The organism is Cryobacterium sp. TMB1-7 (assembly GCF_004402435.1).
GTDB classification, from domain to species: domain Bacteria; phylum Actinomycetota; class Actinomycetes; order Actinomycetales; family Microbacteriaceae; genus Cryobacterium; species Cryobacterium zongtaii.
Genome location: NZ_SOFZ01000007.1, coordinates 259,926 through 272,335 on the forward strand (window position 1 = coordinate 259,926; position 12,410 = coordinate 272,335).

The 12,410-nt window shown below is 68.2% G+C and carries 11 protein-coding genes; 6 read left to right on the forward strand and 5 right to left on the reverse strand.

Features of this window, described 5'->3' with window-relative positions; translation table 11 throughout:
• Nucleotides 1-131: 131 nt before the first annotated feature.
• The 3 genes from E3O60_RS02345 to E3O60_RS02355 all read right to left on the reverse strand — a co-directional run bounded on the left by E3O60_RS02345 (nt 132) and on the right by E3O60_RS02355 (nt 3,437).
• Complete coding sequence (locus tag E3O60_RS02345) at nt 132-1,832, reverse strand: S1C family serine protease (protein WP_134497051.1); 1,701 nt, start codon at nt 1,830-1,832, stop codon at nt 132-134.
• A 139-nt stretch (nt 1,833-1,971) separates the two neighbouring features.
• On the reverse strand, nt 1,972-2,517 hold the full coding sequence (locus tag E3O60_RS02350) for a hypothetical protein (protein ID WP_134497053.1): 546 nt from the start codon (nt 2,515-2,517) through the stop codon (nt 1,972-1,974).
• Nucleotides 2,518-2,855: 338 nt separating this feature from the next.
• The gene (locus tag E3O60_RS02355) at nt 2,856-3,437 is read right to left on the reverse strand and encodes a hypothetical protein (protein ID WP_134480744.1); all 582 of its coding nucleotides are present in this window, start codon (nt 3,435-3,437) and stop codon (nt 2,856-2,858) included.
• Nucleotides 3,438-3,689: 252 nt separating this feature from the next.
• Here E3O60_RS02355 and E3O60_RS02360 point away from each other — a divergent pair, with 252 nt between their 5' ends.
• The gene (locus E3O60_RS02360) at nt 3,690-4,880 is read left to right on the forward strand and encodes an aminotransferase class I/II-fold pyridoxal phosphate-dependent enzyme (protein WP_088455535.1); all 1,191 of its coding nucleotides are present in this window, start codon (nt 3,690-3,692) and stop codon (nt 4,878-4,880) included.
• 78 nt (nt 4,881-4,958) lie between these two features.
• Here the strand turns inward: E3O60_RS02360 and E3O60_RS02365 are convergent, their stop codons facing one another.
• Nucleotides 4,959-6,032 carry an alkene reductase gene (locus E3O60_RS02365; protein WP_103459576.1) on the reverse strand — a complete coding sequence of 358 codons (1,074 nt, stop codon included), beginning with the start codon at nt 6,030-6,032 and terminating at the stop codon, nt 4,959-4,961.
• A gap of 185 nt (nt 6,033-6,217) precedes the next feature.
• Between E3O60_RS02365 and E3O60_RS02370 the strand changes: the two genes are divergently transcribed.
• Both E3O60_RS02370 and E3O60_RS02375 read left to right on the forward strand, forming a co-directional pair.
• Complete coding sequence (locus E3O60_RS02370; protein WP_134497055.1) at nt 6,218-7,222, forward strand: alpha/beta fold hydrolase; 1,005 nt, start codon at nt 6,218-6,220, stop codon at nt 7,220-7,222.
• A gap of 93 nt (nt 7,223-7,315) precedes the next feature.
• Nucleotides 7,316-7,702: an ATP-dependent DNA ligase gene (locus E3O60_RS02375; protein WP_240632395.1), complete on the forward strand. Its 387-nt coding sequence runs from the start codon at nt 7,316-7,318 to the stop codon at nt 7,700-7,702.
• Nucleotides 7,703-7,706: 4 nt separating this feature from the next.
• Here E3O60_RS02375 and E3O60_RS02380 read toward each other — a convergent pair whose 3' ends face one another.
• Nucleotides 7,707-8,528 carry a carbon-nitrogen hydrolase family protein gene (locus tag E3O60_RS02380; protein WP_088455532.1) on the reverse strand — a complete coding sequence of 274 codons (822 nt, stop codon included), beginning with the start codon at nt 8,526-8,528 and terminating at the stop codon, nt 7,707-7,709.
• 104 nt (nt 8,529-8,632) lie between these two features.
• On the opposite strand from E3O60_RS02380, the gene E3O60_RS02385 reads away from it, so the two are divergent.
• The 3 genes from E3O60_RS02385 (at nt 8,633) to E3O60_RS02395 (ending at nt 12,332) form a co-directional block, all read left to right on the forward strand.
• The gene (locus E3O60_RS02385) at nt 8,633-9,307 is read left to right on the forward strand and encodes a response regulator transcription factor (RefSeq protein WP_088455531.1); all 675 of its coding nucleotides are present in this window, start codon (nt 8,633-8,635) and stop codon (nt 9,305-9,307) included.
• Nucleotides 9,308-9,320: 13 nt separating this feature from the next.
• Nucleotides 9,321-10,700, forward strand: a complete 1,380-nt coding sequence (locus tag E3O60_RS02390) for a HAMP domain-containing sensor histidine kinase (RefSeq protein ID WP_165788011.1) — start codon at nt 9,321-9,323, stop codon at nt 10,698-10,700.
• Nucleotides 10,701-10,772: 72 nt separating this feature from the next.
• Nucleotides 10,773-12,332: a glycosyltransferase family 39 protein gene (locus tag E3O60_RS02395; protein ID WP_134497057.1), complete on the forward strand. Its 1,560-nt coding sequence runs from the start codon at nt 10,773-10,775 to the stop codon at nt 12,330-12,332.
• The last annotated feature ends 78 nt before the right edge of the window (nt 12,333-12,410 follow it).

Genomic DNA, 12,410 nt, shown 5'->3' on the forward strand with positions numbered 1-12,410 from the left:
AGCAGCCGAGTCTTTTCACTCGGTCCGCGTTACCTGTGGCAGGCCTCCGAGCCGGCGGCCGCGGCCCCGGACACAACTGCGCCGCCGGTGCAGGACCGGCGGCGCAGGAGGAAGGAAGGAGCTGATCCGGGCTAGCTGGTGAGCTCGCCGACGGTGACCGACACCGTCACCGATTCACCTTCACGCACGTAGGTGAGGTCGGCGGTGGCACCGGCTGCGAGGGTACGCACCTGGGCGGTGAGGTCGGTCGCGTCGGTGATGGGAACACCGTTGAAATTGGTGACGACGTCACCGGCCTTCAGGCCGGCCTTCTGGGCGGCTCCGCCGGACGACACCTCGCTGATGAGGGCGCCGACGGTGTCGCTGTCGGTGCTGGTGGCGCCGGTGACGCTGGCGCCGAGCAGGCCGTGCGTGGCAGATCCGGTGTCGATGATCTCATCCGACACCCGCTTGGCCAGGTTGGCCGGGATCGAGAAGCCGACACCGATGCTCCCGGCGGTGGTGGCGGTCGAGCTGCCACCGGCGTTGGCGATGGCGACGTTGATGCCGATCAGTTCGCCCTTGCTGTTGAGCAGGGCTCCGCCGGAGTTGCCGGGGTTGATCGCGGCATCCGTCTGGATCACCGCGAGCGAGATGCTGCTCTGGGCGGCCTGGGTGTCCGGGGTGTCGGGGGTCGAACCGTCCCGGTTGGGCAGGTCGTAGTTGAAGAAGTTGCCGTCACCCTCGTCTGGCGTGGTCTCGTCGGGCGTGGTGGGTGCGGCGGAGGACGCCACGGTGATGCTGCGGTTCAGGGCGCTCACGATGCCGTTGGTGACGGTGCCGGACAGGCCGAGTGGCGCGCCGATTGCGATGGCGGTGTCGCCGACGTTGAGATCGCTCGAGTCCGCCCAGGTGATGGGCGTGAGGTCTGACGCGTCGGTGAGCTTGATCACGGCGAGGTCGGAAACCGGGTCGGTGCCGATCAGGGTGGCCGCGTACAGCTTGCCGTCGCTGGCCTTCACCTGGATGGTCGCGTCTGCGGCGGCGCCGTCGAGGGTGACGACGTGGGTGTTGGTCAGGACGTAACCGTCTTCGCTGAGGATGACGCCGGAGCCGGAGCCGCCGGAGTCGCCCGCGGCGACCTCGATGGTGACGACACTGGGCGACGCCTTGGCGGCGACTGCGGTGATCTCGTTCACGCTGTCGGTGTTGTTGACGACCACCGTGCTCGGGCCCTGGGCCTCGCTGGCCGGGGTGCCGTTGCTCTGGCTCGAGTAGACGACAGCGGAAACACCGGCTGCGGAGACCCCGCCGACCAGGGCTGCGATGGCGAGCGCGGCGACGAAGGCCACGTTGCCTTTGCGGCGGTTGGGGTCCTTGGGCGCCTTCGGTGCACCCGACGGTTGCGCGGGGTAGCCGTTCGCGTTGGCGTAGGCCTGCTGCTGCGCCGGGGTGGGGGCGTAAATCGGGGTGGACCCGTCCGGGCCCGGAATCGGGCGGCCGAAGGCATCCGTGGGGTAGGCGGGGGGCGCCTGGGTGTACGGGTGCGTCGGCTGAGCTGCCTGAGCGTGCTGGGCTGCGGCCTGGTGCGCTGCTGCCTGCTGCGCGGCGGCCTGGTGCTCAGCTGCCGTGGGCGCCGGGGCAGCGACCGTGGCGTCTTCCGAACCGAGCACCTCGGTGGGCTGGTTGTCGGCGTCGCGTGGAACTGCGGGCTGTGCTGCGGTGGGCTGTGCTGCGGTGGGTTGTGCTGCGGTGGGTTGTGCTGCGGCTTCACCCGACGAGTTGACCTCGAACGGTGCGTTGTCCTGAGGCTGGTCGGGGGTGGTGCCCGGGTCCTGAGTGTTGTCGGTCATGGTGTGCTCCTTCCAAGCGAAGCTAGCTTCTCGCCTAAAGCTGAACGTTTGATATGCGCAGACTGGGAGCAATCAATGATGAAGCCGTGACCTTGCCCGGCTCGCGGAACGACGTGGTCCTGCAGCGGCCCGATGCCTCTCAGCAGCCGGGGCCGCCGGGGTTGCCGAGGCAGGACTCGGCCACAAGAACCGTGCCGGCGCGGTCGGCGATCGCGGTGATCGGGCGGGTGGGCACCAGCACCAGACCCTGCACGTCGCGCCATTCGGCACCGGCAAAGCGATACTCGGCCGAATATGACACGACCAGCCCGATCGACAGCGTGCCGGTGCTCTCGAACACGTGACTAGTTGAGGTTTCTGAGAACTCGGGAAGGTTCAGGGCCGCCCAGGTCGCCCCGCCCGAAGCCGACGTTCGCGACGCACCATCGCCGTAATCCCACCGGAATCCCACCGGGGTGAACCGCACCTCGGCCGAGGCGCCGAGGAGGGTCCCTGACCGGACATGGGCCGACGCCGTGGCGAAGAAATTGGCCGGGACTCCGACGACGAGCCAACCGTTGGGTTCCATCCCCTGAGTGGGCGCGTCGGCCGGGATACTGACCAGGTCACTGACACGCACGACCAGATCCGGATCGCACGGCGTCTGAGGCTGGCACACCGGCACCGCGGGGTCGGCCGGCGCCACTATCGGTTGGCGCCTCGGACCAGTCCCCAGTCCGCCGGATGCGTCGCCCCGGTCGACGGGGACTCCCCCGGGAACCAGGCTGACGCCGTCAGGGAGCCCATCCCACTCGCCGCCTCCCGAGCCGCCACCGCCACCGCCGTCGCGGCCGTTGCCGGAACCAGACCCCTGACGTCCAGGCGTGTTGACCTCCCGGTCTGCGCTGAGGTCCACCCCGCCGTCGCCGACCGATGCGCCAGGTTTCGGACAGTCCCCGCTGGCACCAGACCAGGCTCCGCAAACCTGAGCGTCAACAAGCGCAGAAGCTGATGTCGGGACCTGCATTGCCAGCGTGATCGAGATCAAAGTGACGAGCAGAAGTTTTCCCCGTCCCATGACCGAGTCCTCTCTAACAGCAAGCGCTGGGTAGCGGGTTCGAAAACAAAACCAATCTCAAGTGGAAGTCGCTCCACTCGGTCGACGGAAACCACGCTCACACCGGCACTATCCACGACATCCGATTCCGAAACGTCGAGACACACGTAGGCCGAAAGTTCTCCAGTTGCCAGGTCAGCAGATTGCATTGTTAATGTGTCGAATTTGAGCACTCCAACACCGGCTGTTCCAGCCTCCAACATGCCCTCAAGAGCATGAATTTCAGTTTCAAGCGCCTCTCCCACCGCTACACCTTCCATTCGCGATGAGTTGTTGCCACCCTCATGGGCGATCACGACAGAAAGCTTGAGGTAGTTCGCGTAGGCCTCGGTGGCCGCGGCGAGCGCCTCCTCGTCGGAAGCGAAGATGGGGGTGATCGTGGGCGTGGGCGACGGAGGCGCGGGCTTCGGCGCCGCCGTACAGCCCGCCGCACCCAACAGCAGACCACCCACACAGGCAGCACTAGCCATCCGTCCGACACCTCGTCGCCCACCACCCACGATCACCATCCCGCCACCGTATGACAGCAGCCCTCCCCCGCGTGCAAGTTATCCACAACCCCGAACCCTGCCGTGGACCTGCATAACTCCGGCAACCCGTCGCTGGTCGCGCATCCGCACCGGTGTTCGCGGGGTGCGGTCTGACACGGAATCAGGAAGAGGAGGAGTTGCGCACACCCGCGGGGAATCTGGCTAGACGGGCGGGTGCGTGAGTTGGGCCTGCGGGATGTCGTAAATTTGGGGTATGCAGCAGGTCACCACATGACGATCGGCGGCGCCTGGCGTCGCACCGCCAGAGGCGCCGGGCTCCTCGCCGCCGACGGCACCGTCTCGGCCAGTATTTTCGCGGAAATGAGCGCGCTCGCCATGCGCACCGGCGCCATCAACCTGGGTCAGGGTTTTCCCGACGAGGACGGTCCTGCCGTCGTGCTCGAAGCCGCTCGTCAGGCCATCCGCGACGGCGTCAACCAGTACCCGCCCGGGCGGGGAGCACCGGTGCTGCTCGAGGCGATTGCGCGCCACCAGCAGCGCTTCTACGGGTTGACCGTCGACCCCGGCACCGAGGTTCTCGTCACCGCCGGCGCCACCGAGGCGCTCTCCGCCACCCTGCTGGCGCTGCTCGAACCGGGCGACGAGGTGGTGACCTTCGAGCCGTTCTACGACGCTTACGGCGGCCTGATCGCCCTGGCCGGCGGCGTGCATCACACGGTGCGGCTGCACTCCCCCGATTTTCAGCCCGACCTGGATGAGCTGGCGGCTGTCGTGACCGACCGCACCCGGATCATCCTGATCAACAACCCGCACAACCCCACCGGCACGGTCTTCACCCGCGAGACCCTCGAACTGATCGTGGCGCTCGCGCATAAGCACGACGCCCTCATCGTGACCGACGAGGTCTACGAGCACCTCACCTTCGGCGTCGCCCACCTGCCGGTCGCGACCCTGCCCGGTGCCCGTGAGCGCACCGTCACGATCTCATCCGCCGGCAAGACCTTCAGCACGACGGGTTGGAAGATCGGCTGGTTGAGCGCCCCGGCGGCCATCGTCACGGCGATCCTCGCCGTCAAGCAGTTCCTCACCTATGTCAACGGCGCCCCGTTCCAGCCGGCCACGGCGATCGGACTCGATCTGCCCGACGCCTACTACTCCGGCATCGCCTCCGACCTGCAGGCCAAGCGCGATGTGCTGGCCGGCGGGCTCGGCGCGGCTGGGTTCACCCTCGCGGTGCCGCAGGGTTCGTATTTCATCGTGGCGGATGCCGCGCCCCTCGGCCATCCCGACGCCGTCGAGTTCTGCCGCGCGCTGCCCGATCTGGCCGGGGTGGTCGGGATCCCGATCTCGGCGTTCTGCCTGCCCGAGCACAAGGCGCAGTACGCGTCGCTCGTCCGGTTCGCGTTCTGCAAGCGCGTCGACGTGCTCGAGGACGCCGCCGCGCGTCTCGCCCACCTGTAGTCACCTCTCGGCGCACAAAACGGCCCCCTGCAGCAGGGGGCCGTTCGGTCTCAGCGCGCGGGCGCGCCGCGGGAGAGGCTAGCTCGCGTAGGCCGGGTAATCGGTGTACCCGACGGCATCCGGGCCGTAGAACGTGGCCGGGTTGGGCTCGTTGACCGGCAGGTTCTCCAGCCAGCGGCGCACGAGGTCGGGGTTGGCGATCACGGCACGACCGACGACGACACCGTCGCCGAGACCGTCGTCGAGCAGGGCGATGGCCTCCTCGCGGGTGGTCACGGCGCTGAAACCGGTGTTGACCAGCAGCGGGCCGCCGAACCGGCTGCGCAGCGTGCGCACCAGCTCGCCCGCGGGGTCGCGGTTCAGAACGCTGAGGTAGGCCAGTCCCAGCGGCGCCAGGCCGTCGACCAGCGCACCGTAGGTGGCCAGGACGTCGGCGTCGTCGGTCTCGACGGCATCCTGGATGTTGTGCTGGGGCGAAATGCGGATGCCCACCCTGTCGGCGCCGATCGCCGCGGCGACGGCCGTCACGACCTCGATCACGAACCGGGCCCGGTTCTCGGCGGAGCCGCCATAGATGTCATCGCGCTGATTGGAGGCCGGCGAGAGGAATTCGTGCAGCAGGTACCCGTTGGCGGAGTGGATTTCAACTCCGTCGAGGCCGGCCGCGACAGCGTTGCGGGACGCCTGCACGAAGCCGTCGATGATGCCGGGCAGGTCCTCGCCGGTCAGTGCGCGCGGCACCGGGTAGGGCAGCTTGCCCTTGTAGGTGTGGCTCTCGCCCTGGATGGCGATGGCGCTGGGGGCGACGATCTGGAGCCCTCCGGTGATCTCGGGATGGGAAACCCGACCGGCGTGCATGACCTGGGCCACGATGCGGCCACCGGAGGCGTGCACGGCGTCGGCGACCTTGGCCCAGCCGGCGATCTGTTCCGTGGTGACCAGGCCCGGCTGGCCTGGGAAGCCCTGGCCGGCCTTATCGGGGTAGACACCCTCTGACACGATCAAGCCGAGGGTGGCCCGCTGGCGATAGTGCTCGATGTTGAGCGCACCCGGGATGCCGTCGACCCCTGACCGCATCCGGGTCAACGGTGCCATGACCATTCGGTTGGGCAGTTCGAGGGCGCCGAGGTTCAGCGGGGTGAAAAGACTCACGTGGTGCTCCTTATATCTGTGGGATGGGGACGCAGTGGATGCGGCTGTGCCGCCGTTGTCGAACACGCGTCCCGTTCAGCAAACTCTGCGACCGGGCAGGGTATTCCGGCCGCGGCAAATGATCAGCCGGAACTCAGGCTTGGCCGGCCGCCAATCCGGGCCGCCGGCCGTACCGAACCCCTGTTATGAGCACCGCCACCGCCGTCCCGGCAGGTTTCGACACCGACCTGGGCTACTGCCCGTTTGCGCTGTCACACGACTCCGGCCGACTGGGCCTGAGCACGAGCCTGATCGACACACCCCTCGGTCCGGTCGCGGTGCGGCATGGTCGGCGAACAGCGACTGGCTCCACCGGCACCGCGACGATCCTGCTGCACGGTGCGGCCGGATCGTGGACCACCTGGACGCCGCTGATCCGCGCTGCGGACCGGTTGCCCGCGCCCCCGCTCGAGAACCTGATCATCCCGGACCTGCCCGGCTGGGGCGACACTCCCCTGGCAATCGACGAAGACGCTGAGACCATTGAATCCCTTGCCGCCGCCGTAGCCGAGATCGCGCGCGCCCTGGGGTATCGGCGTTGGCGTGTAATCGGGCACTCGCTGGGCGGGTTCGTCGCCCTCGAGCTCGCGGCGAGCAGACCCGGGCAGACGACCTTTGTCGGGCTGGTGTCCGCGACGACGTTCGGTGTCATCGACAGCGTGCGGCATCCGTTGTCCCGGTTCGCCGTGCTGCCCGGCTTCACGGCCCTGCTCGGCGTGATGAGGGTTCTCTCGGCGTGCGGCGCGGCCGGCCGCGGTCTGGCAGCCGGGCTGAATCGGCTGGGCTTGCTGCGCCCCGCGGTGGCTCCGTTGTTCAGCAACGTCCGCCGGGTCGACCGGAGCGTACTGTCCGCTTTGGCCGCCGAGACGCGGCCACGCTCGTTCACCCTGGCCGCCGGCCGGGCCGGTCGTTACAACGCCGAGGCGTCCTGGGCCCGCATCGAGTGCCCGGTGCGGTCGGTGCACGGCGACCGTGATGTCTTCGTCGGCGACGACGACGACCGGCGCCTGACCCGAGTGATCGCCGACCTCGAGGTCACGGTACTCACCGGCACCGGCCACTTCGGCCACGTCGAACGTCCGGTCGACACGCTCACGGCTCTGCATTCGCCCGAATTCCTTGCGCTTTGCCGGGCAGCAGAGGAGAGTTGAGGGATCCTCCGGTTCTTCTGTCAGTGCCCCATCATCGCTTTCACCCGTTCCCGGCACCGAGCGTGGCCAATCTGGAAGTGAACGTGAAAACTCATGGGCACCCTGTCCTACGACCGGGTCGTCGTTGAATTCGACGACAGGATCCTGACACATCTGCAAGTCGTGATCGTGCAGAAACTCCGCCGCGGCGAGAGCTTCCTTTTCTCCTGGCGCAACGCCATCGAGGTCGGCGACGGACGCAGTTCGGCATGGATGAATCCGGCGATACCGCTGTACTTCAAGTTCACCGGCGGCCACACCCCGACTCTCAACCCGGAGTGGATCGCACAGTTGACGCGCTCGGCCAACAGCTCGCAAGGGCTGATCGCCACCAGCGAAGAACGCGCCATCGATTCCAATCACGCGGGTGGGATGGATGTGTCGTTCGCGGTGAAGTCGGCCTCCGCGTTGCCGAAGTCGTCGGTGGCCGCGCCGGAATGAGCGCTTAGAGCGGCACCGTGCCGAAGCGGCGCAGGGCAACGGCGGGGTTGACCCGTCGCACCTCGGCAAGCCGGGCAGGGGAGATCCAGCCGACGGCCACATCCGTCGTTTCCCCGATCGTGACCAGCTCAACACCCATCGGGTCGACCACCATGCTCGCGCCGACGCCGCTTGGCGGCGCATGGTCGGCCGCCGCGAGATAGACGGTGTTCTCGAGTGCGCGCGCCGTGACCAGAGTGCGCCAGTGCTGCTCCTTGAGCGGTCCGCGCACCCACTCCGCGGGGACGAGCACAAGGTCGGCGCCGGCATCGACAAGACGGCGGGTGACCTCGGGGAATCTGATGTCGTAGCAGGTCTGCAGGCCCACCGTGAGACCGGCAACGACGAAGGTCTCCGGCGCTTCGATGACACCGGCAAGCACCCTGTCGGATTCCCGTGACCCGAACGCGTCGTAGAGGTGCAGCTTGCGGTACCGCGCCACGACCAGCCCGGCGGGGTCGACGGCGACGAGAGTGTTCTGCACCCGGTGGGGGTCGTCGGTGCGCTCGAGCATGCCGGCCACGATGTGCACGCCCAGATCGGCGGCCAGGTGACCTAGCGCGGTCACAAACGGTCCGTCGAGCGCTTCGGCGGCGGCAACGGATGCGTCACCCAACCGGCTCTCGAAAAACGACGAATACTCGGGGAACACCACGATGCCCGCCCCGCGCGCCACGGCGGTACCGGCCAGCGAGCGCATCGCGGCCAGATTCGCCGCCTGATCAGCGCCGGGCGCGAACTGCGCCACGGCCACCCCGAGTTCGTCGCTCGCGCGCGCATCCACCATGTCGTCAGCCTAGCGGCGGCTTCCCAGCTTGCCGTCGGCAGGTCGCGAGCGAAGCGTCACGCAACGTGCCAGCATGAGACCCTGGTGCGAGCGAAGGGTGACGGATGAAGATCTTGGTCGTGGAGGACGATGACCAGATGGGTGCCCTCATCGAACGCGGACTGCAGGCCGAGGGGTACGAGACGGTGCGGGTCTCCACCGGGGTCGACGCACTCATCGCCCTCAATGGGGACGGCTTCGGCCTGGCCGCCATCGATGTGATGCTGCCCCAGATGTCGGGTTTTGAGATCTGCCGCCGCATCCGCGAGTCGGGCAACACCATGCCCGTGCTACTGCTGACCGCACGCGACACCGTCGACGACAGGGTTTTCGGCCTGGACAGCGGAGCCGACGATTACCTCACCAAGCCGTTTGCGTTCGCCGAGCTCTCCGCCAGGGTGCGTGCCCTGCTGCGCCGCCGGTCGATGGGCGCCCCGACCACGGTGGAGATCGGCAACATAGTGCTGGACTCCCGCGACCTGCGGGTGACCGTGGCCGGGCGTGCGGTGTCGATGAGCCCCAAAGAGGTGGCGTTGCTTCGACTGCTCTGCAGCAGGGCCGGCACCACGGTCGACCGCACCACCATTCTCGAAGAGATCTGGAACGGCACGAACCACATCGACCCCAACATCGTCGACCAGTACATCAGCTATCTGCGCCGCAAGATCGATACCGATGCCGCGGGCGTGCGCATCGTCACCGTGCGAGGCACCGGTTACGCCGTGGAGCTCGCCGGATGAGGCGGCCCTCCCGGTGAGTGGCCCCCGGGGCATCTGGTTGCCCGCGCTGTCGATCCGCGCGCGCATCACCTTGGGAAGCCTCCTCGTCGCGACCCTGTTGTTCAGCACCGCCGCATTCTTCGTCCGCCTCGAGGTGCAATCGATTCTCACCGATTCGAACGAGACCATGCTGCGCAACGACGCCGAGTCCCTGCTGGGTCAGCTCGCGACGAACCCCGCCGAGGCCATCCAGAGCCCGAGCGAGGGCCAGCTGCTGGCCATCGTCGACCCGACCGGGACGGTACGGAAGTCGTCGCTGCCGCGCAGCCTGGACCGGCAGCTCGACGCCCTGATCGAATTGGGCGCCGAACCGCAGACCGTGACCACCCCCGCCGCCACCTACCTGGTCTCGGCGACGCCGGTGAGCTCGGATTCGGGCGACTGGCTCGTCATAGCCGCCCGCAGCCAGCAGGCCCCCACCCTGCTGCTCGATGAGCTCACCGGGGTGCTCGTGCTGGGCACGGTGATCCTCACCGCCGGGTTCGGACTGGCCTCCTGGCTGCTCACCGGCGCGGCGCTTCGCCCGGTGACCCGCCTGCGTGAGGAAGCCGAGAGTCTGAGCACGACGGGCTCCTCGGCGCAGCTGCGGGTTCCAGCCGGCAAGGACGAGGTGAGCGAGCTCGCCCGAACCCTCAACGACTTCATCAAGCGGCTCCGGCGCGGCGTGGACCGCGAAAAACAGATCGTGTCGGATGCGAGTCACGAACTGCGCACCCCGCTCGCGGTACTTCAGGCGCAGCTTGAGCTGGCCCACCTCGACTCCGGCGATGCCCCTGCTCTCGAGCGCGACATCCGAGACGCATCGGCAACAGCCGGACGCCTGAGCCGGCTGGCAACCAATCTGCTCGAGCTGAGCAAGCTGGAGAGTGTGCAGTCGCCGCCCGAGACGGACTGGACCGGTCTGGTCGACGAGATCACGGCGTCGGTCGACCGGGCGCGGGTGGTGCGGGACGGCCACGAACTCGAGGTCGTCTACCGCATCGACGATGACGACCCGGAGGGTCGCTACGGCGTCTCGGCCACGAATATGGGCCAGCTCCTCGACAACCTCATCTCGAACGCCGTCACGGCGATGGCGGGCCACGGCGGCGTCACCGTGTCACTCTCCCGCTCAGGCTCCGGCGCGCTGATCACCGTGATCGACACCGGCCCCGGCCTGCCGGAGGATTTCATTCCGCTGGCGTTCGACAGATTCTCCAGGCCGGACAACGCCCGGTCAAGCAGCTCCGGCGGATCGGGCCTGGGTCTGGCCATTGTGCACGCCATCGTCGAGCGCGCCAACGGCACGGTCCTGCTGCGCAACACCGGCAGCGGACTCGCAGTCGAGATCCGGCTGCCGCGGCACGTTCCCTAGCGGCACTTTGGGAACCTTCCAGGTCACCGAGGCCCCTCGTCGGTAAACGTTGGAGGGTTCTAGGGTCTGGAGGTGACGACTGTTCTCGCCTCTCCGCTCGTCGAGGCCCCGGAGCCGACGAGACACGGTCGGCGCGGCTTCGCCGCTACCGCGGCCCTGCTCGGCCTGGTCGGCTTCCTGGTGTCGGTGGCCGGGTCCTGGCAGCCGTCCTACTGGGGTGACGAGGCAGCCAGCGTGCTCTCCGCCGAGCGGTCGCTTCAGTCGCTGTTTCGGATGCTCGGCACGGTCGATGCCGTGCACGGTGTCTACTATCTGCTTCTGCACGGCTGGATCGACGTGTTCGGGGCGTCGGAGTTCGCTACCCGACTACTCAGCGCCCTGTCCATCGGCGCCGCGACGGCCGGCACCGCCGTCTTGGCCCGGATGCTCGTCAACCCGCGCGTCGCCCTGTTCGCCGCCCTCGTCTTCGCTGTGCTCCCCCGAGTGACGTATATGGGCGCTGAGGCCCGGTCCACGGCCATGGCCACCATGATCGCGGTGTGGTGCACAGTGCTCCTCGTGCACATCGTGCGGTCCAGGCCCACCACCGCCACACTGACCCTGGCGCTCTGGGCCGGCTACGCGGCGCTGCTGGCCGCGGGCATCGCCGTGTTCGTTTACATCGCGCTGCTGGTGCCGGTGCACGGGCTCGTGGTGACTCTGCTGACCCGGCACAGCCCACGCGTCACCGTGCTGACGTGGGCCGGCGGGGTGGGCGCCGCGCTGGCGGTGGCCTCACCGATCATCATCCTGGCCCACACCCAGCGTGACCAGATCGCCTTCCTGGCCCGACGCGCACAGGCCAGCCCGCTCGACGCCGCCGTCCAGCAGTGGTTCGACACTCCGGCCCTGGCCGCCCTCGCCTGGCTGTTGATCGCGGTCGGCTGCCTGACCGCGTTCGTCCCCCGGTTCCAGGGCGTCGGCGTGAACGCCGGGCCCGGGCGGGTGCCGCGGGCCGAACTGGTCGTCCTGCTGGCCTGGCTGGTCGTGCCGAGTACCACCCTGCTGATCGGCACCCACCTGATCACGCCGATGTACGCCTATCGCTACCTTTCGATCTGCGCGCCGGCGGCCGCCATCCTGATGGCCGTGGGCATCGTGGGGCTTCGGCCGTTCTGGGCTCGGGCGATTGCCCTGCTGCTCGTGGTGACCCTCGCGGCGCCCGGCTATCTCGCGCAACGCTCGGACTTCGCGAAGGACCACGGCAGCGACTGGCGCCAGACGGCCGACATCCTGCGCGCAGAGGCCCGACCACGCGATGCCGTCGTCTTTGACGAGAGCACCAGGCCATCGCGGCGCCCGCGCCTGGCCGGGCACCTCTATCCGGCGGCGTTCGTCGGGCTGAACGACATCACCCGCGACGAGTCGTTCGAGAACACCGACGGGCTGTGGGACCGCACACTCCCGCTCGAGGTGGCCGCCTTCCGGCTGGCTGCAACCGACAGAGTCTGGCTCCTGCAGAATGTCGGGAGCCGGGGAACGGCGACCGGAACCGACCTTGCCGTGCTCCGCGAGGCGGGTTTCTCCATCGTGTCGTCCCGCACGATCAACCGCACCATCCTCATCGAAATGACGAGGTTGACGATGCCGTGAGCCCGGGGTGTGACTTCTGGTCACGATGACTATATGATGGACCTCACGTTAGAGTCATATTGACCTTTACTCGAGGGA